Source organism: Bacteriovorax sp. Seq25_V, assembly GCF_000447795.1.
In the GTDB taxonomy this organism is placed as follows: domain Bacteria; phylum Bdellovibrionota; class Bacteriovoracia; order Bacteriovoracales; family Bacteriovoracaceae; genus Halobacteriovorax_A.
Window position 1 is genome coordinate 79,366 of the sequence record NZ_AUNI01000011.1, and the last position, 19,361, is coordinate 98,726.

A 19,361-nucleotide genomic window follows, 5' to 3' on the forward strand; every position below is an offset into this window, starting at 1 on the left:
TCAAAATAAGTGAACAGCGAGGAATTATAATCATGCTTAATATTTTATTGGTTGATGACGAGGTAGAAATCGTCGAAATTCTAAAGACTCTTGTGCAATCGGAATTTGATTGTAATATCAAGACTGCGTCTTCTGGAAATGAGGCAATTGCTCTCTGTGATGAAACTAAATTTGATTTGATTATTTCAGACTACTCAATGCCCGATGGTAATGGAGCTGTCTTATTTAATTATAATAAGAAAAACTCCAACCTCCCTTTTGTTTTTGTAAGTGGTGGATACCTTGAAGATTACCATGATGTTGTTGACTTTTTTGAGACCAATGCTTTGAATACGTACATTCACAAGCCACTTGATATAGATGATCTCGTTACAAGTATTTCTAGAATTGTGGATAATGGGAATAAGCATTTAGGTTATTGTCATATTTCTGATTTTCTTCTTATGACTTACGATTCAACAGATCTTGATATATTTTTGAAAATTAGTGATCGTAAGTTTGTGAAAATTAAAAAAGAAGGTGATTCATCAAAAGATGAACTTCAGCGTTATCGTCAAAAAAGTAGTGAGAGCTTCTATTGTGAAAAGCATCAACTTACAAATTTCTTAAAAGGAATTATCGGGAACCAAGTAAAAGAAATGATGGAGAAGAAGGAGAGTTCAAAGGTTGTAGATCTTTGTGGTTACTCAATAGAGGTTATGTCGAGTTCTCTAGAGTTTTTAGAGCTTACTGAACAGAACGAATTGTTAATCACCACAACGACAGAAGCCGCTTTAGATTATTTTATGAGGCAAGATACTCTCAAGCCTAAAATTGAAGCACTACTAAAAACTAAGGGATATCGAATTTCTCATTCTATAACAATGGCGAAAATTTGTTTTGCTATAGCTTCGAAAACAGGACTAGGGCAGGAAGCAATTATTGCAAAACTTATCAATGCGTCACTGCTTCATGATGTTTTCATTCCTGAAGAATTCAGTCATATCATGTTCCTTGATGTGAATTTGAATAGATCTGGAAGCCTGAAAAAAGTAAAAGATCATACTATTGTTGCAACAGAAGTTCTTTCAAGTTACCCATTTATATCATCTGACACACTAAATATAATTCGAGATCATCATGAGTTTCCTTCTGGGGGTGGTTTTCCTCGTGGAGTAAATGAGAATGGGTTGTCTGGTTTAAGTTTAGTATTTAATCTCTGTTTAAATATTGCTGACTTTTTGTATTACCAGAATTTAGACCGAGATAATGCTCACCATCTCATGAACTATCTTCAAGATAGGGGATTTAATCAGGGACACAGCCAGAAATATTATTTGGAATTTGTGACGCTAATGAAAAAAGCGGCCCTAATAGGATAGGGCCAGCGTTTTATAGATTTACTGTAGACCGATAAAATTCATGCCAAGTTTAAGGGCAACATCTTTCCTAAATGGTAGTTTAGTATTGATGTTAAATTTTGCACCTTTAAGCTTGCAGTTTTCAAACTTCGTTGTTGAAATATCTGCATTTGAAAAGTCCGCACCTCTCAAATCTGAGTTTGTGAATTTTGCACCCTTAAGCTTTCCGTATCTCATATTCGATCTCTTTAGAAGACAACCTTCAAAAGAAGTTTCATTGAGATTAACGAACTCTAAACTTGCATCGCTTAGATTTGATCGTAGAAAGCTATCATTATGCATGTTTGACCATGTAAAGTCGGCACTCGTAAAGTTTGAGTTCTTGAAATTTGCATGACGAATATTACACTTTCTAAAGTTCGAGCTTGAAAGATTTGAGTTTTTAATCAGAATTCTGTTTAATTTTGAATTATCAAATGATGAATCAGAAAGGTTAGAAGCGCTGATTAGTCTCAATCTTGTGTTGTTTTGTAAGTCGATATTCGTCTCATCTTTTTGACGAATTGCAGTAAAGTTTTGATTTTCAATGTTCATAAGTTCTTCCTGTTTTAAACAAAAATATGTTATACATTTTATCAAGTTTTTGTAAGTCAAATGTTTGCAAATTCGGAAAAACCGAACTAAAAGATACTTATGAATTGGAATCATCTCTATTGTTTTTATGAAGTCGCAAGGCGTCACTCGCTTAAAAAAGCCGCTAAGTCCTTAGGGAATGCATCTTCTACTTTATCTGAACAAATCAAAAAACTTGAAGAATCTCTTGATGTTAGATTATTTGATCGCATTGGCCGTGAACTAATTTTAACAGATGAGGGCGAAGAGGTTTATAGTTATGCAAAAGACATTTTCGAAAAAGGTAAACGTCTCATCGATTCGGTATCTCACAACGATACAGCTGGTTATAGTGTCAAAGTAGGTGTCGAAAACCACCTTGAGACATCAAGTGTATACTCATTTCTGGAAGAATACTGGTCTACGTACGCAGATTTTGGGGTCGTTGAAACAAGACGTTCGAAAAATCTTTCTCAATCATTATACTTTCTAGAACACTCTGTTGTGGACTGGCTTATTAGTTCGACTTCACTTAATGATGATCGCTTTACTTCAGTGAAGATCTTTGATTTGGAGTATAATTTCTACTGCAGCTCTGATCTGCTTCGTGACAATTTAGATCCACACTCGCTAATCGGAGATCTTCCTCTGGCCAAGTTTGGTACTAATGAAAATGATGCAAAGAATATAAAAAATCTCTTACTTGAAGAAGGGATTTATATTAAGGAAGAGTTAAATTCAGATCATCCAGAATTTCTTATCCAATTATGTCGCACTGGCAAGGTCGTCTTGATGGCACCCAGTTTAAAGGAAGAAGGACTAGAGGGTCTCTCAAAGATCACACTGCAAAAGAAGCTAAGCTTTCCAATTTATGTTCTCTTTAAGAGAAGAGACGAACAGCTTCTCTTCATAAGAAAGCTGAAGGAGCTTATTACACTTAAGAATGGTAATCCGCTTGGTTCTAGTCATCTTGTGACGCAATTTTTATCTGCCAACTGGAAAACTCACGCAGAGAGACTCAATTAAAATAATATTGCTCAAGTATTACCAGCTGTGTATCATTTTACTTTCACCCTGACATGGAAAGTCAAATGTTATACAGATTTATTATTACAATAATGATCGCAAGTAGTGCGCTATCACTTAATCTCGAAAATAATTTTATCTATAAAGATATCTCTACTCGAATTATCAAAGAGCTTAAGAACTTAAAAGTTTCAACAGGTATTGATCTTTATGATGGCAGTATTGTTCCTGGTGTTTCAAGTAAGATTACTTATGAATACAAAATGGAACCTTCGTTCTTTCCCAATAAATATCTTCGCTTAGATCAATGGATAATTAAGAATGAAATTAGGGTCGGGGATATACTCGATGATTTGTCACCCTTTCGCCTAAATATCGCAAAGGATTCAAGTGTATACTTCATTAGAAATTTTGACTCTCAGAAAGAAGCTCTAACAGCATTACCTTATTCTATTAATAAAATCCCTTATGATAGTAAATCAACTCTTGAGCGTTTAAATGTTGGTGACTTTTTTAGTTACCCAGCAACCCTTAGTGTGAATACAGGAACTGGCGCTGGTTTAGTTGTTGCTCCTTATACTCTCACTGCGAATATCTCGGCCCTGATGAGCGGAAAGTTTACAATTAATATTTTCAAAGTGAGTCAAACAGAAGTTCGTTTAAAGTTAGTCGCACAAACAGAGCAAACAATAGAAGGAAGAATTGAGACTGAATCAGATTTTAATTTAACAGGGATTGCATTTATCGATGATAGAATTGATAAGGTTCTAGCTGTCGATCTCATTGAAGTTTTTGCGCAAAAAAGTCACGGAGAACAGTATATCCTTGATTACCTTTTTGACCTCTCTAAGGCTGATGCGGCAAAGGCCTTTGATGAAATTATTTCTCCAAGAAAGAGACTTGATTTGAGGGACCTCATTACAAAGTATTCAGGTATTGAGTATTTTGAAAATAAGCTAATATCAGACTTTTCTCTTGCTGAAAAATTACATTACGATGGAGAGCATGGAGTAAAGAGAATTTTTAAAGGTTTTAACAAGTTTAAACTAAAGAAGAATGGTTCCAAGATTAATTTACTTGTTAGTAAAATTAACACGGGGAAAGCATATTTTAAGAACAATATAACAATTGAAGATGATCTTGGAGAAATTCAATCTTATTTCTTTCCTAATCGAATTCACTTCTATGACGAAGAGTTAAATCTTTTAGTAACCAAGAGAAAAGATGAGATCGAAACCAGTTACTATGGTCTTGTTCCTCTAAACAGAGCCTTTGAGGATAATCGCTTCTCTGATGTAGGTTTAACACACTGGCGTGATGATGATTTTTTAACAAAGAACGAATGGAGATTTGTTAAACAAGAAATTTATGACTTCCTACCGTCAAAACTAGTGAGAAAGTTAGATCTTTCTCAGTATGAGTCACCAACGACAAAACTCAATACACGTCTTCGTATTAACTTTGTCTTTAAGGAAGAAGCATTTAATCAATTACAAAATACAAGCTATGAAGATGTTCATCGTATAATGAAGAAACTTGTTAGGCACCGAATAGTATTTAAAAAGACGAAGATAGGCTCCGTAATTTCAAAGACTATTAAGGTCGCAAGAAATTTCTTGGGGCTCGATTCTATTTCCATCGCAGGCTTTACTAAAGCAGTACATGAGGTTTTAACGGAACCAAATTTAACGGCTCAAAAGAGAGTTGAAAAACTTTTACAACTTCCAGATTCATTCCTCTTTAAAAGATATGGAATTAAACTCTTACTAACTCTTCTCCCTCAAAAGTACTGGGAAGAGTATGTATATTTTGATTTTGAGCTGATGGGAAATGATCTCGCTCCAGTGAACTATACACTTGGTGTGTTAGAATTTTCTGAGGTTTTTAAGCAGATTCTGCAAATAAATAAGGAATTCTACGCTCCATCAAATGATATGAGAATCATGGTACAAAGAAATTAAAATCAGTATTTGATTTGTTGTAAGCTTCATCTTTTTATGGCACTCTATAATCTATGAGTGACTATAAAAAGTATTTACAAAGTGATAATCCGTTAACGAATTTAATTTCATGGTTTGAAGAGGCCAAAGAGAAGGAAGAAAATCCGACGGCCTTCACGCTTTCGACTATTGGTCTTGATGGTTATCCTAACTCTCGAACTCTTCTTGTTAAAGATATAACTCAAGATGGATTAACTTTTTTTACAAATTATAATTCTTTAAAAGGTAAGGAGATTGAAGCGAATGAAAATGTTTCAATGACCTTTTATTGGCACCGTTGTGGTCGTCAAGTCCGCATCAAAGGAAGAATAAAGAAAGTAGATCAAGAAATATCAAAGAATTATTTTCAATCACGCCCTTTTGAAAGCCAGGTGGCAAGCTTCATCTCAAAACAATCAGAAGTTGTTGATTCACGAGAAGAACTGGTGAGTCTTTATAAAAATGGTTTAAAAGAGTATAAAGAAACAGGTGTTCCTTACCCAGAAAATTGGGGAGGGTATCTTGTCGAACCGTGTGAAGTGACTTTCTTTGTTTATGGTGAATTTCGATTGAACGATAGATTTCAGTTTAAAAAAGAGAGTGGCCAGTGGTTAGAAAATCGACTTTATCCTTAGTTTTACTCTTATCGTTATTTTGTCTTATTACGAATGCAGGAAGTTTTTACTCTGGACTAAGTTATAGCTTTTCTGGTGTTGTTGCTGAAGATGATATTTACAATGGCGCTTATCATTGGGATCCTGGAATTGTATTTGGAGCTCAGTTTGGTCGTCTTTCAATTGACTCTCAAATTAAAAACTTAAAGATGAAGAAGGAGTATGAGAGTAATGGAGATAAGTTTGATATCGAGATACACTCACTTCTTCTCACAATGGGCCTACGATTAGAAGTAATGCCTTTCATTTCATTTAATATTGGAACCAACTATCAAAACGTAGACTCAAGTTATAAAGCGATTAATTCAAATAAATTTATCAATGGATTGCCTGATAAGCATTATATGAGTTATTACGTTGGAGGAGGAGTCTTTGGGGAAGTTTTTACTAATGTGATTGGTAGGCTAGATCTAAACTATTATCGCGGGGACCAGAATTTTGGGCTTTTGGCCGTGGACTTGGCCCTCGCGTATCGAGTACTTACTTTTTAGATTTATTGTCTTGCACGCTAGCGGGCATTCTATTAGTACTTGGCTGATATTTTTCAGCAAGCTCTTGTGTAAAATTCCCATTCTTTTTAATCGTTTCGATAAGTGCATTATTTTGTAGTTTTAAAAACTGATTTTGCGTGATTGCCGCTCTGTAGTCTGAAGCGAGTTTATCATTATCTTGCAATAGAGTTTGAATCTTTTTATTTGCGAGTTTATTCATATCCATTTCATAAGCTAGTCTACTTTCAAATTTTCTCGCCATTGCTTGATCTTTCGCGACTGCATTGATTTTTGCAACGTTTTGAAGACCTTCTAAGGCAAATACACTTGAACTGATTAAAATGATTGATAGTAATAATTTAGTTTTCATAGATAACTCCTAACTTCTTAGTCTGCTTATCGGATAAATGAGGGAGGAGCTTTAGCAAAAAAAAACCCTCTTCTTTCATGAAAGAAGAGGGCCAAGTATTGAAAAATTATAGATTCGAGTTAACAAAGTTCCAGTTAACAAGTGACCAGAAAGCTGTCAGATAATTTGGACGAGCATTTCTATAATCTACATAGTAAGCGTGTTCCCAAACATCTACTGTAAGAAGAGCAGTTTTTCCATCTGTCATTGGAGTTGCAGCATTTGAAGTGTTAACGATTTCAAGATCTCCACTTGCTGTTTTTACTAACCAAGTCCAACCTGAACCAAAGTTAGTCGCAGCAGACTTTGTGAATTCTTCTTTGAATTTTTCAAATGATCCCCATTTAGCATTGATTTTGTCAGCAACGGCACCAGTAGCATCTCCACCAGCATTTGGAGCTAAACAGTTCCAATAAAAAGTGTGGTTCCAAACTTGAGCAGCATTATTAAATAGACCACCATTTGATTTCATGATGATTTCTTCTAATGAAAGGTTTTCAAACTCTGTTCCTTTGATTAGGCCATTTAAGTTTGTAACATATGCATTGTGGTGTTTTCCGTAGTGGTAATCAATTGTTTCTGGTGAGATGTGTGGCATTAGCGCATCTTTTGACCATGGTAGTTCAGGTAATTTGTGTTCCATTATTTTCTCCTTGTATACGAAATATTATAACTCTGCAGCCATAATAAACTGATATCTATCAGCTTGCAAATGCGATTAAACCAAATTTGCTAGTCAAGTTTTCCTATAGCATTATTTTGTAAAGTATTGACTCATCTGGACGACAAGAAGAGTCATGAGTAGAGCATTAATTTTGACATTTTCAGTTTTCTTTTTAACAAAATTTGTTTTTGCTGGTTGGCGTGACCGAGGTGGTGTGATTACATCTAGTTCAGAAAGCATTTCAAAAAAGTCATGGTTGAAACTAGGAAAATCAGAACGTGATTCAATTACTCAGCTATTAGAAATCATTAAATCGACAAAGTCAGGTCGCGCAGTTCTAGCAAAGGCCGTTGAGAAAAGTAAATTGTCAGGTAATACCATTCACGACTTTATACAAAGCGGTGATGTTTCTGTTACTGACACAACATTAATCCGAAAGTTCTCTGCAACGGATCCTTTTGCAGTATCCTATCAATCAAAAAGTAAAATATATCTAGATAAGAAGCATGACGTTAAAAATGCTGTTTTAGATCTTGTCCACGAATTGACACATTTTGCCTATAAAGAGCCTTTCAACCCTTATAAAGAGAATTTCTCTCTTTCTGGCTTTATTGAGGAGACGATTGAATCAAAAGGTGGAGAAGTTGATGCCTTCCTTGTTGAGTGTGAAGTAGGGAGAACTATTTTTGGTAAGTCTTCAATGTCTTCTCAATGTTCTTCTATTCTTGACGTTGAAGATAAGTTTTCTAGGTCTTTGGCAACTAAGGAGTTTTATAAACTTGGAAACTTCTATGATCGTTATATGAAGTTCGCTAAAGACTTAAATCTCGATGTTACAAAATCTAAGCATATTTCTAGTGATGAAGGTCTACTTATCTCTTCCGCTTGGGGGAGCCCATATCCAATGGCCATTATTGAGGAATACAAAACAATCATGACTAAGGTATGTGAAAACGATCTCAAAAGGTTGTCATATTATTCTGGCACTTCAGGTCGTATGCCTGCGTCAGAAGAGAAATCATTTAATAAGATGAAAAACAATATTATTACTCGATGCGCAAATATTGACCTTTAACCCGATAAATCCAACAATTGTCTAATCGCACAAAATAAAATCTAATTTTTTCAAGGGGTTTCATTGACTAAAAACTCCACACTAGGTAAAAAATAGGGTAAAATCTTATCATAATATTTTTTGTTACAAGGGATTGCTAGACATGCAAGATAGTGTTGTTTTAATGAAACTAGATGACTTCCTCAATTGGGGAAGAAAGAATTCACTGTGGCCGATGACATTTGGTCTAGCTTGTTGTGCTATTGAAATGATGGCAACAGGTGGTGCGAAATACGATCTGGAAAGATTTGGTTGTGGGGCATTCATGGCCACTCCACGTCGTGCAGATTTAATGATCGTTGCCGGTACTGTTACTTTAAAAATGGCATCAAGAATTAAAGTTCTTTACGAGCAGATGCCAGAACCAAAGTACGTTATCTCAATGGGATCTTGTGCAAACAAAGGTGGTCCTTACTGGCAACACGGTTATCACGTTTTAAAAGGTGTTGATGAAATCATTCCTGTCGACGTTTATGTTCCAGGCTGTCCACCAAGACCTGAGGCTCTTATTGAAGGTCTAATGACACTACAAAAGAAAATCGCAAACGAAAGATTACTTAGAAATAAGTGGGTGAAGCATGCATAAGGAAATCGTAGAGTTTTTAAATAAAGAAGTTTCTGGATGTAATGCAACTCTAATTGAAGCAACAGCTGGTGATACGCCAATCTTAGTTGATGCAGCTTCAATTAAGAAAGTTTGTTTCGCTCTTAGAGATAGTTCAGAGTTCGCATTCAATGTTCTTGAAGTTGTTTCAGGTGTTGATTACGAAGATAGAATTGAAGTAAATTATATGCTTTGTTCATTCATCAAGAGTCTAGATCTGATCGTGAAAGTTAAATTACCAAAGGCTTCAAAAGTAGATACTGTAAAAATTGATTCAGTTTGTGACGTTTGGAAATCTGCTAACTTCCAAGAAAGAGAAACGTATGACATGCTAGGTGTGGAATTCGTCGGACACCCAGATCTTAGAAGAATTCTTTGTCCAGAAGACTGGGAAGGTTTTCCACTACGTAAGGACTATGTTGTACAAGAAGTTTATAACGGAATGGAAGTTAATCCGGCCCATAAAATCAATCAAGGTGATTTTGATTTCTTAACGAAAGCAAAACTTGAAGCAGCTAATCCAAAATTAGTTTCTGGTTCATGGGATGGTAATGTAACGAAAGAACTTTCTGAAGCTCTTAATAGAAAAATGGAAAGTTTACAGTCGACTAGTTCAGAAGAGTAAGGGATAGAACAAATGGAAAACGTAAATATTGAGAAACTCCATAGCGACCTTTTAACTGTAAATATGGGGCCACAGCACCCTGCTACACACGGGGTTCTAAGAGTTGAGATTAAAACTGATTCAGAAATCGTCGCTGAAGCTACACCATATATTGGTTACCTTCACCGTTGTATGGAAAAGCATGCGGAGAACTTAGATTACCGTGGTGTTATTCCTTTTGTCGATAGAATGGATTACCTAGGAGCAATGTCAATGGAGTGGGGATACGCTCTGGCCATTGAAAAAATGCTTGGTACTGAAGTTCCAAAAAGAGCAGAGTATATTAGAGTTATCGTAGCTGAGCTACAGAGAGTTGCTTCTCACTTAATGTATTTTGGAACTTATGCAATTGACCTTGGGGCATTTACTCCATTCTTATATGCATTCCAGGATAGAGAAGAAATTCTAAGACTATTTGAAGAATTATCGGGAGCAAGACTTCTTTATAATTATATTTGGATCGGTGGTGTTTGGAATGATATTACTGATGAACAACTAAGAAGAATTGAAAAATTCTGTGACAAGATGGATGAGAATCTTGATAAGTACCACGCACTTGTTGGTATGAACAAGATCTTCCGTGACAGAACTGCAAACGTAGGTGTGATTACACCTGAGCAAGCATATGAATTTGGAGCAACTGGACCAGTTCTAAGAGGTTCTGGAGTTAACTGGGATTTAAGAAAGAATAAAACTTACGGTATCTATGACCAATTCGATTTCGACGTGATCGTTGGAAAAGGGGAAATGGGAACTGTTGGAGACTGTTGGGATAGATACTACGTTAGAATGTTTGAGATGAAAGAATCTCTAAAAATTCTACGTCAAGCTGTTGCTGGAATTGAGGAAGGTCCAGTAATGGGGAAAGTTCCAAAGATTATTAAAGTTCCAGAAGGAGAAATCTACGTAAAGACTGAATGTCCTCGTGGAGAGCTTGGTTACCACATCGTTTCGGATGGAGGAAAAACTCCTTATAGACTTAAAGTTAAGTCATCATGCTTTACACACGTTTCAATGTTACCGGAACTTGGTAAAGGGCAAATGATTGCAGACTTTGTTGCAACGATTGGAAGTATTGATATTGTACTAGGTGAGGTGGACCGATGAGTTCAAAAGTAACAGCAGAATTAACGTCTGCATATGATGTAAGCGAGCAACTAACAATTGGAAAGTGGTTTAGAAATATTTGGACAACAGTATCAACTGTTACTAAAGGGATGATGATCACTTTTAAATATGTTTATGGTGTTAAGCCAGTAACAATTGAGTACCCAGAAGTTCGTGAGGAGCTACCTGCAAACTCTCGTTCTCGTCTCTTTAACGACGCTGAAAACTGTATTTCTTGTTACCAGTGTGCAACTGCTTGTCCTGTCGATTGTATCTATATTACTGCTGTAAGAAGAGACAAGGATGCTCCAGCTCTTAAAACAAAAGATGGAACACCAATCAAGTTAGATCTTATGCAATATACAATCGATACAGCGCTTTGTTGCTACTGTGGACTTTGTACAACTGTATGTCCAACTGAGTGTTTAACTCACACAACAGACTACGAATTTGCACAATATACGCTTGATGAAATGAAGTATGACTACCTTGCTCCTGATATCAGAGCTTGGCGTGATAGAATCGTAAAATAACTAAAAGCTCCGAAAGGAGCTTTTTTTTTGTCCGATAAGTTCTCTCAAATAATCGATATTCTTGCTTTTCGCCATTTAAAAAAATATCACTAAAATTTATTTTTATTCGTATAAATTTAGTCGTTTCTATGTATAATTCCTAAAACGAAAAAGGATTTTCAGTGCTTTTTAAAGTTAGTATTTCTATCTTATGTTTATCTATGACATTCGCTAATGAAGTTTACTCAGTTCTCTACTTTAAAGGCGATGTGACAGCTTATACTCTTAATGAAAAGAAAGGTTTTGTTCCGTCAAAAGTGAGGGAAAAGCAAACTCTCGCAACACCTTTTCGAATTGAAACTGGGTCAAATTCATTAATTGTTATCAAATCAAAATCAAAAACAAATAAAATAGATAGCAAGTCTAAGATAGACTTTATGGAGACTGGTAAAGATGCCGTGGTCGATGTGAAGTACGGATCAATTCTCACACGTTTTATCAACAAGAGAAAGCTAAAGGGCTACGAAATGAAAATTAAGTCTCGCACTGCTGCAATGGGTGTAAGGGGGACTACTTTCATCTATTATAGTGAACCAAGGACGGGAAAAAACTTCTTGGCCGTAGATGAGGGAGCAGTTTCTTATAAAGGAAAAAATTCAAATAACGAAGTGGGAGTGAATAAAAAGCAATCAATAATATCAAACTCTGACTTTAAGAATTTAGCTCCAAAAGACTATGCATTTCAACGTCATATAAATTGGGAACTAGAGGTTGGGAGAAACACCCTTTCTCAGCCGGAAGCACTCTATGAAAGCTTTAATAGAGTCTGGGAAGAACATAAGAAAGATCAAGAATTTACATGGCAAAAAAGAAATAAAGATATGGAAAATAAATGGAAGTCAATGTCTAAGAACTAATAGACTAATTTTAGGAGGATTAACATGAAAAAGTTACTTTTAATTACGACAGCGTTCGCACTTGTTAGTTGTGGAAGTAGTGAGAAAAAAGCTGAAGAGCCAACACCACGTCAGTTTGCAAAAGATTACACGTTACTTGATGCATCTTCTGGACTTGTTCCTGAGTGGATCGAGAACCCAACAAAGGGAGATAAGTCATCTGAAATAAAGAAGAATAGATACTTCGTTAACGAATCTTCAAATGTTCAAAAAAGACTTTGCGTGCGTTCTGCTGAAGCAAGAGCAACAGCAAGAATTGCTCAAGAGATCGCTCAGTTCATGAAAAACTCATATGCTGAAGCAACTCAAAATGGAGATGATGAAGTAAATGAATATATGCAAGAACAACTTGCAACTGAAGCTCAAGCGTTTGTTGTCGGCTCATCAGTGCTAAAAACTTACTGGGAAAAAAGAGCATATAAAGAAGCTTTAGGTGCTGAAGAAGACAAAACAGAATATAACTGTTTTGCGCTAGTAAAAATGTCAAAGAAAAATCTTGAGAAAGCAGTTATTAGCGCAAGAAAAAAACTAGTAGAAGGAATTGAGAGTCCTGAAGTTAAAAAGAAAACTGATGTGGCATTAGCTGATGTAGCAGCAAAATTTACTGAATTAGATAAGAAAGTTGAAGTTGAATCAAGCGAGGAATAATAGATGATTAAATGTCTATTTTTAGCTCTTGTTCTCACGGGTAACTTAAGTGCCCGTGAGTATAAAGACCCAAGTAAAAAAATAAAAAAAGGACTACTTGAGAATGCAGAAGTTATGGCACCTCAAGAAAAGGATTCTGAAACTATTACAGCATCTTCTGATGGTGCAAAAGACGTAAATACTGGAAAAGTTCAGTACTGCGGATGTGTTAACCTTTCAAAGCTTTTAAAAGAAAAAGAGAATATGACTAGAAAGCTAATATCTCACGAAGTTATTGAGGATAGGGATTGGAGTATCAGAAGAAAACTAGATCAGGATACTGACAGAGCTGAAGCAGCAGTTAAAAAGGCCGCTTATATGCATGAACTTGATCGTACCGAAGTGATTTGTGATGCGATTAAATTACAGTATAAAAAAGTATCAGCAATGAAGGGAGATATCCAAGATGCTGCCCGTAAGTGCAATTTAGTCGATATTTAGGAGTTGTGATGAAGTTTTTATTTTTAAGTTTATTCCTTCTTAATGCATATGCTGATTTACCAAATTGGGTTAGTGACTCTAAGAAAGGTTGTAAAAAGTCGGAGCTATGTGCAGTAGGAGAAGGGGAGTCTTCGTCTGGAGCTGCTCGTAATGCACGTGTCGCACTTTCTAAGATTTTTGAAAACCAAGTTTCGTCAAAGTTTAGCTCAAATCTTTCAAGTAGTAATGGGAAGGTTGACGACTCTGCAAGTGAACAGATTGAAGAAATTACAGAAACTGCTTTAGAAGGTGTACAAATTACTAAAACGGCAGAATCTAAAACTAGCTACTTTGCTCTCGCATCAATCAATAAGATGAAAGCTGCAAGTGGCTTTGAGCGTGAAATAAAAAAACTTGATGAGAAAATGGAGATTTTATATGAAGAAAAAGATCCATCTCTTGCAGTTAAGATTGAGCAGCTGTTTCTGCAACGTGAAGTACTAAATAAACGTTTTGCTTTTTTAACTGGCCGTGAAGTCCAGAGTAAAATTGATTTCTCTAAAGTGTTTAAAAATAAACGTGAGGCAATGGCAAATATTATACTTCATGTTTATTTAGATGAGGAAGAGCCTAAGTATGTGGAGGCGGCAGTTGCTCAAGAGCTTTCTTCTGCTGGATATAAAGTAACTACTGGGAGAGTAAGAAATAAGTCTTCAACAAATATCATTACAGGAGAAGTTACTTCTGAAAAAATGCATATGAATGTTGAGGGATTTGAGAAGTTCAAATTTACATTAAAGCTTACATCGTCTGATCTAAAAAATGTTCAAAAGGGGAGACTCACTTTTGACACTGAGGAAACAGGTAGAAGTTACGACCAGGCGGTACAAAAAGCTGTTGAGAAAATTAAAGAGTACATTAAAACAAATATTAAAGAATTAACAATTTAGGAGTAACAATGAGAAAAACATTTTTAAGTTTATTAACACTAACTTTTTTATTATCAAGCTGTGGTGGATTCAAAGCGAAAAGAGTAAGCGCTGACGAGTCTGATGAATTGGCAATGGAAATCACTGATAAGTGGGTAGCTAGAGATACTGAAATGGTAATTAAGGACGTTTTAAAGCAAATTGAAAAACATAAAGGATTTCAAAGGTACTTAGCAAAGAGATCAACTTCTCCAAAGCTCTTTATTGCTGAAGTTCAAAATGAAACATCTGAGCCTTATTTTCCAATTGCTGACATGAATGATGAATTATTAAATGAGTTCTCAGCAGCAGGTGACTTTATTCTAATAGACGCGTCTGCGAGAGAGAGGTTATTAAAAGAAATTCAATACCAAAATGATGGGATGGTTGATCCAAGACAAGTTAAATCAATTGGTAAACAAGCTGGCGCTGACCTCTTAATCTTTGGTGCAATCAGAATGAATCCTAAGACTAGAGATGGTAAAACAATTAAGGAATACTCTGTAAACTTAAGAATGACTGAAATTGAAACAGGCGTAGAAGTTTTAAGAACAAGAGCGAAAACACAGAAATACTCTGAGCAAAGTAGTAGTGGATGGTAGGAATGAAAGCACTGTCTAGTAAGGGAAAATTTCTTTCATTATTACTTGGCCTATCTTTTGTATTTACTGGTTGTTCTACTGCAAATAAACAAAAACACCAAGAGTTGCAAAAGTATGTACGTGAAGGAAAGTTTGATAAAGGCCTTGCTCTGGTTCAGAGTAAGGACTTCTACGCAGAAGAAAATTCAAAGCTCTTAAAGCTTCTTGAGCTAGGTATGATGCATTACTATAATGCTAATTACTATCAAGCTCTAAAGTCATTTGATGCTGCAAAAGAGTTAAGTGATAAGCTTTTTACTGTTAGTATCAGTAAAAAAATCACCGCAGCGGTATCAAATGACAATGAAGATAATTACTATGGTGAAAAATATGAGAGATCACTAATTCGTCTTTATCAAGTCTTCTCTCATTTAGCTCTTAATGATGCAGCCAAGTATGAAGCTTATAGTGTAGAAGAGATGGGAGCTGATAAGAAGCCTGTAGTTAAACTAGTTCCAGAGAAAAGTCTATCTGAGAAAGAAAGAAGATTTCATTTGGTTGCTGCTAGAGCTGTACTTCTTGAATGGAACTCAATTCTTGATAGCTATAAAGCTACCTCTGGAGGAAAGCCAACGTATAAAGATGATATGATGGCAAAAGTCTTTGGTGCTTTTGTTCACGAAAGATTAGGTTCAAGCAATGATCTTCAAATTGCAAAGGGTCTTTATGTTGAAGCGAAGAAAATTCTTCTTAAAAACTTTTCAATTTATAAAACATATAATTTGAAAAATGAAGATTTTATCAAAGAGTACTCAAAGCTTCATTTAATGAATGAGAAGGATGTTAAGGCAAAATTCTTAAAAGAGTCTGACTATTACAACACTTTAAATAAGTATCTTGATCAAAGGATTGCAAATTTAAAGAGAAAGAAAAAAGACAATGTTTACTTCATGATTTCACATGGGTTTATCGCAAGTAAAGAGGCAAAAAAAATTGATTTTCCACTTCCTGTCGCAACAATTCCATCTGGAATTAGTGACAAGGGAGGATTTATTGGTTTTTCTGGGAAGGTATTGAATGCTGCTGCAGGGACAATTCCAAAAATCTATTTTGAGCTTCCATCGATTCCGTACAGGCCAGTGACAACAAAATTGTTCACTGTTGTTAAAGATGAAGCGGGGAAAGTTATTTCAAAAGATGAAACAGCTCTCGTAGATCCTTTGTCTGAAATTGCTTACCACACGCTAGATGAGCAATCGATTAGCAATATGGCTAAAGTAGGGGCAAGAGTTGCTGGGAAGCATCTTGCAGCACTAGGAGCAGCATACTTGATCTATGAAAAGCAAAAAGGTTCTCTTGGTGAATTTGGAGCGATGATGCTTGCGTCAGGCAGTTACAGTGCTGCGAATAAAGGAATTGAATATTCAGAAAAAGCAGACCTACGTTTTTGGGCAACTTTACCTTCTGATTATAGGCTAAATTCGATAAGTCTTCCTCCTGGTAAATATACAGTTGCTGTAGTTGCTGAAGTTCCTGGTGGTGAGAATTTACTTAGTCAAAAGAGTTTTGTTATTGAAAAAGGAAAAACGAAGCTTGTCTCTTTAATAGCACTTTAGGGAATGTGATGATTAAGGTGATAATTTTTGTTTTGGGTTTTGTGGTAGGGGTTTTTACGATGAAACTCTTTCCTAGTGAGACAAATATTGTGATTGAAAACGTAAAAGAAGTGCCAAAAAATTTAAAATAATTTAAAGCTAGGCCAGGGAAACCTGGCCTTTTTTATTTCAAATTTATTTCTTATAGTATTTGTCATATGTGTCTTCATCTTCTATTTCTAAATCTTTTATTGACGGCTTTTGAGGCTCTTTAGCAACTTTAGTAATGTCTTCATTAATCTGTGATATTGCTTGTGCCACTTCCACGGAGGCACTTGTTGTAGCAATTAGCCCCTTTCTATCATCAACTTTAACCCCTGTTGGAGGCTCGTATAATCCAGATTCTAGGATATTTCCAATAACTGGTCTGGCGGTATAGATGTTGAGTTCTTTGTTGAGGTTTTCGGCCTTATTAACTGGAGGGACATAGATTCCTGATTTGATATCAACATAACCACCGCTTATCGGCTTCTTGAGCTCATTGTCTACATTTACGATTTTGTTTGCAGTGATCTTCTCTGTTTTTTCTTTTATTGATAATTCTTTATAAGTTTCAATTGTGAGTTTTAGCTCTTTCTTAAATTCCTCATCGCTGACTTCGAGTTTGTCTTCTGATAATTCTTGGTTAACTTTAAGTCTGGTGTATTGTTCTGGTGCAATCTTGATTGGGACAGTTGCTTCTTTTAAGTTCTCCGAGACTGTTGAGAATTGGGCCTTCTCTACTAGTGTAACATCATCTTGTTGTAGCTCTTTTGATACTGTTTCCTTTGAATCAAGCTCATTGACCTTTGTAAGGGCTACAGTTCCTTTGAATGTAATTAGATTTGTAATGTTATTGTTAGGATTGAACGTCGTTTGAAAGTCTGTACCTCTAACACCAAGTGCTGCAGTTCTTGTTTTGATGTAGAGTTTTTCCTTATTGTTCTCATTTTTTTCGACCTGTGAACGAATATTTCCCTTCAGCAGTGTTATGAAGCCGGCACTTGTAGTATCTACTTTGTCGATATTCATTTTCGTACTGGCCCCGACATTAATTTTTGATTTATCGAATAATTCAATTTGAACAAAGCTTCTCGTCTCTGTGAGTATGGAACTATCTTTTCTAACTTGCATACCTTTTTCTACTTTATGTGCTTCTCTTTCTCCAACAAATAAAATCGAAGCATTTCCTTTTATCTTTGTCACTTTTCCAATAACCGGAGTCAAAGAGTAGGTATTCGTAGCTAATAGGATGAGAGTAATTATTTTTTTTGAAAAGAACATCGTTAACACCTTTATGGGCAAATTAATTTCTATTTATATATTTTTCTATTAATGATTTAATTAAAAATATTTTAAATGAAAGTTGAATAAAAGAAAGGAAGAAAAATGTTTAAATTGTGTAAAAAAATTACGATTTGTACGCTACTTCTTGGTCAAGTAGGAACTTGGGCGCAAGACTTAAGCTATCCAGAATTACAAGTAACTCCTAAAGCTAGTGAACGTTTAAAAATGTTAGCTGCTGATGAAAATGAGACCGGTCTTATATTTCAAATGCCATTCCAAGTATCAGCTGCTTCTACTCTTGTTGCAGGACTTATGCAGTTTAGTAATGTTGATGAGCAAGATGATCCCGATAAGAAATCACCGCTGGCCGGTGTTGTTGTCGGTGGTGCATGGTTAGGAATTAACTATTATCTTGGACATCACTACAATATTTATCAAAGAACTTTAAAGGACGTAAATAGAGTTACAGGGAACTCTCAGCGTGATCAATTAACTCGTGAAAGATATGCAGAAGAGGGGATGAACTCAGCAGCAAGACTTGCTAAAAAACTTAAGTGGATGTCTGCCATCACAAATCTTGCCGCAAATACTTATATGCTTACAAATGTTAAGAAGGATTCTACATCTGAAATTATTGACGGAGTAGCTATATTGGCAGCACTGGGGCCCTTGTTTTTTGAGACAACATGGGAGCAGGTTTGGAGAGATCAGAAAAGTTACAAAAAGAAAATCTATGGTCCTATTGTTTCTACATCTGTTTTTAGTGTAGAAGATACATTTGTTCCAGGTCTCTCACTTTCTCTAAAGTTTTAATGAAAAAGGGCCTTACGGCCCTTCTTTTGTTGAATTCATCGTTACTTCTAAAGCACTATCTAATAAATACTTTCTATCCTTACTGTACAATTCTTTCTTATTTAAAAATTGATAAGTCTCTTTAAAGTTTTCAAAAGCCTTTGGTCCATAGCTCGAAATTTTTTTGGCAATGTCTATAGCTTGATAGGATGGAAGATTTACTGTAGTTTGATTTGTTAGAAATTTAAAAGAGTCTTCGAAAACCTTGTAGATTGAAGTTTTGTATTTAACGGAGGAGTTTAGAACTTCTAGTGCAAGTTCTGAACATTTCTTTCCATTAAGTTCTAATCCACTAGATTTTTTACAAAATTTTACTATCTGTTGAAAGTCCTCTTTTGTTGTTTTGATGTTTTTGTCATCGTCAGTAGTGATTTTATCTGCAAGAGAGAGACTTGTTTTAATATCAAGATCCAAAAAATCTTTTAAAAAAGTTTCTTTAAAGATTGTAAGAAAGGCCTCTGTTGAATTATCACTCATATTTGAATATTTTTTTGCATATTCAAGAGATGAGCGTGAATCTACTTCAGCTCTAGTTAATGTCTCAAATACTTTCAAAAATCTTTTAGCTGAATTTGTGCAGCCTGCTGAGACTTTAAGTGCAATCGAGTGTATTTTTTTGTCCTCTAGCTTTAATTCAGTTTTTGACTTTAAGAAATTATATGCTGTAATAAACTCTTTACTTGAATGACATGATAGAATTTTTGGCTTGGTTTGAGCCGCATGGGTACTTGTAACTAGCGATAAAAGTAGTAGGTACTTCATTGATTCTCCTAATATACA

Annotated in this window: 22 protein-coding genes; 17 read left to right on the forward strand and 5 right to left on the reverse strand. The window is 35.4% G+C overall.

Annotated features, from left to right (window positions below; translation table 11 throughout):
* The first annotated feature begins 32 nt into the window (after positions 1-32).
* The gene (locus M900_RS05420) at positions 33-1,361 is read left to right on the forward strand and encodes a response regulator (RefSeq protein WP_021273862.1); all 1,329 of its coding nucleotides are present in this window, start codon (positions 33-35) and stop codon (positions 1,359-1,361) included.
* An 18-nt stretch (positions 1,362-1,379) separates the two neighbouring features.
* On the opposite strand, the gene M900_RS17670 is transcribed toward M900_RS05420, so the two are convergent.
* The gene (locus tag M900_RS17670) at positions 1,380-1,934 is read right to left on the reverse strand and encodes a pentapeptide repeat-containing protein (RefSeq protein ID WP_021273788.1); all 555 of its coding nucleotides are present in this window, start codon (positions 1,932-1,934) and stop codon (positions 1,380-1,382) included.
* 99 nt (positions 1,935-2,033) lie between these two features.
* On the opposite strand from M900_RS17670, the gene M900_RS16990 reads away from it, so the two are divergent.
* The 4 genes from M900_RS16990 (at position 2,034) to M900_RS05445 (ending at position 6,122) form a co-directional block, all read left to right on the forward strand.
* A complete protein-coding gene (locus tag M900_RS16990; RefSeq protein WP_021273847.1) occupies positions 2,034-2,978 on the forward strand; it encodes a LysR family transcriptional regulator in 945 nt (314 codons plus the stop codon).
* A 65-nt stretch (positions 2,979-3,043) separates the two neighbouring features.
* Positions 3,044-4,939, forward strand: coding sequence for a hypothetical protein (locus M900_RS05435; RefSeq protein WP_021273904.1), 1,896 nt, complete (start codon positions 3,044-3,046; stop codon positions 4,937-4,939).
* A 53-nt stretch (positions 4,940-4,992) separates the two neighbouring features.
* Complete coding sequence (pdxH, locus tag M900_RS05440) at positions 4,993-5,592, forward strand: pyridoxamine 5'-phosphate oxidase (protein WP_021273868.1); 600 nt, start codon at positions 4,993-4,995, stop codon at positions 5,590-5,592.
* The gene (locus M900_RS05445) at positions 5,565-6,122 is read left to right on the forward strand and encodes a hypothetical protein (protein WP_021273822.1); all 558 of its coding nucleotides are present in this window, start codon (positions 5,565-5,567) and stop codon (positions 6,120-6,122) included. Before pdxH ends, M900_RS05445 begins: the two co-directional genes overlap by 28 nt.
* On the opposite strand, the gene M900_RS05450 is transcribed toward M900_RS05445, so the two are convergent.
* Together M900_RS05450 and M900_RS05455 are read right to left on the reverse strand one after the other, a co-directional pair.
* Positions 6,112-6,492, reverse strand: a complete 381-nt coding sequence (locus M900_RS05450; protein ID WP_021273784.1) for a hypothetical protein — start codon at positions 6,490-6,492, stop codon at positions 6,112-6,114. The two genes, M900_RS05445 and M900_RS05450, sit on opposite strands and share 11 nt — an antisense overlap.
* A 106-nt stretch (positions 6,493-6,598) precedes the next feature.
* Positions 6,599-7,174 carry a superoxide dismutase gene (locus M900_RS05455; RefSeq protein WP_021273927.1) on the reverse strand — a complete coding sequence of 192 codons (576 nt, stop codon included), beginning with the start codon at positions 7,172-7,174 and terminating at the stop codon, positions 6,599-6,601.
* A 154-nt stretch (positions 7,175-7,328) separates the two neighbouring features.
* Between M900_RS05455 and M900_RS05460 the strand changes: the two genes are divergently transcribed.
* The 11 genes from M900_RS05460 to M900_RS05510 all read left to right on the forward strand — a co-directional run bounded on the left by M900_RS05460 (position 7,329) and on the right by M900_RS05510 (position 16,424).
* Positions 7,329-8,270 carry a hypothetical protein gene (locus tag M900_RS05460; RefSeq protein ID WP_034731513.1) on the forward strand — a complete coding sequence of 314 codons (942 nt, stop codon included), beginning with the start codon at positions 7,329-7,331 and terminating at the stop codon, positions 8,268-8,270.
* 142 nt (positions 8,271-8,412) lie between these two features.
* Positions 8,413-8,895 (forward strand): NADH-quinone oxidoreductase subunit B, encoded by a 483-nt coding sequence (locus tag M900_RS05465; RefSeq protein WP_021273908.1) that lies wholly within the window; start codon positions 8,413-8,415, stop codon positions 8,893-8,895.
* Positions 8,888-9,538, forward strand: a complete 651-nt coding sequence (locus M900_RS05470) for an NADH-quinone oxidoreductase subunit C (protein ID WP_021273889.1) — start codon at positions 8,888-8,890, stop codon at positions 9,536-9,538. Before M900_RS05465 ends, M900_RS05470 begins: the two co-directional genes overlap by 8 nt.
* Positions 9,539-9,550: 12 nt before the next feature.
* The gene (locus M900_RS05475) at positions 9,551-10,684 is read left to right on the forward strand and encodes an NADH-quinone oxidoreductase subunit D (protein ID WP_021273785.1); all 1,134 of its coding nucleotides are present in this window, start codon (positions 9,551-9,553) and stop codon (positions 10,682-10,684) included.
* The gene (locus M900_RS05480; protein WP_021273858.1) at positions 10,681-11,217 is read left to right on the forward strand and encodes a 4Fe-4S binding protein; all 537 of its coding nucleotides are present in this window, start codon (positions 10,681-10,683) and stop codon (positions 11,215-11,217) included. Before M900_RS05475 ends, M900_RS05480 begins: the two co-directional genes overlap by 4 nt.
* A gap of 161 nt (positions 11,218-11,378) precedes the next feature.
* On the forward strand, positions 11,379-12,113 hold the full coding sequence (locus M900_RS05485) for a FecR domain-containing protein (RefSeq protein ID WP_034731515.1): 735 nt from the start codon (positions 11,379-11,381) through the stop codon (positions 12,111-12,113).
* Positions 12,114-12,137: 24 nt separating this feature from the next.
* On the forward strand, positions 12,138-12,800 hold the full coding sequence (locus M900_RS05490) for a hypothetical protein (protein ID WP_021273863.1): 663 nt from the start codon (positions 12,138-12,140) through the stop codon (positions 12,798-12,800).
* A gap of 3 nt (positions 12,801-12,803) precedes the next feature.
* Positions 12,804-13,280 (forward strand): hypothetical protein, encoded by a 477-nt coding sequence (locus M900_RS05495; RefSeq protein ID WP_021273920.1) that lies wholly within the window; start codon positions 12,804-12,806, stop codon positions 13,278-13,280.
* An 8-nt stretch (positions 13,281-13,288) separates the two neighbouring features.
* On the forward strand, positions 13,289-14,209 hold the full coding sequence (locus M900_RS05500; RefSeq protein WP_021273848.1) for an LPP20 family lipoprotein: 921 nt from the start codon (positions 13,289-13,291) through the stop codon (positions 14,207-14,209).
* Between the two features lie 8 nt (positions 14,210-14,217).
* The gene (locus tag M900_RS05505) at positions 14,218-14,829 is read left to right on the forward strand and encodes a hypothetical protein (RefSeq protein WP_021273936.1); all 612 of its coding nucleotides are present in this window, start codon (positions 14,218-14,220) and stop codon (positions 14,827-14,829) included.
* A 2-nt stretch (positions 14,830-14,831) separates the two neighbouring features.
* Positions 14,832-16,424 carry a hypothetical protein gene (locus tag M900_RS05510; protein WP_021273888.1) on the forward strand — a complete coding sequence of 531 codons (1,593 nt, stop codon included), beginning with the start codon at positions 14,832-14,834 and terminating at the stop codon, positions 16,422-16,424.
* A gap of 174 nt (positions 16,425-16,598) precedes the next feature.
* Here M900_RS05510 and M900_RS05515 read toward each other — a convergent pair whose 3' ends face one another.
* A complete protein-coding gene (locus tag M900_RS05515) occupies positions 16,599-17,726 on the reverse strand; it encodes a FecR domain-containing protein (RefSeq protein ID WP_021273826.1) in 1,128 nt (375 codons plus the stop codon).
* Between the two features lie 105 nt (positions 17,727-17,831).
* Here M900_RS05515 and M900_RS05520 point away from each other — a divergent pair, with 105 nt between their 5' ends.
* Positions 17,832-18,542 carry a hypothetical protein gene (locus M900_RS05520; protein WP_021273883.1) on the forward strand — a complete coding sequence of 237 codons (711 nt, stop codon included), beginning with the start codon at positions 17,832-17,834 and terminating at the stop codon, positions 18,540-18,542.
* A gap of 12 nt (positions 18,543-18,554) precedes the next feature.
* On the opposite strand, the gene M900_RS05525 is transcribed toward M900_RS05520, so the two are convergent.
* Entirely contained in the window at positions 18,555-19,343 is a 789-nt protein-coding gene (locus M900_RS05525) for a hypothetical protein (RefSeq protein WP_021273945.1), read from the reverse strand.
* Positions 19,344-19,361 lie beyond the last annotated feature (18 nt).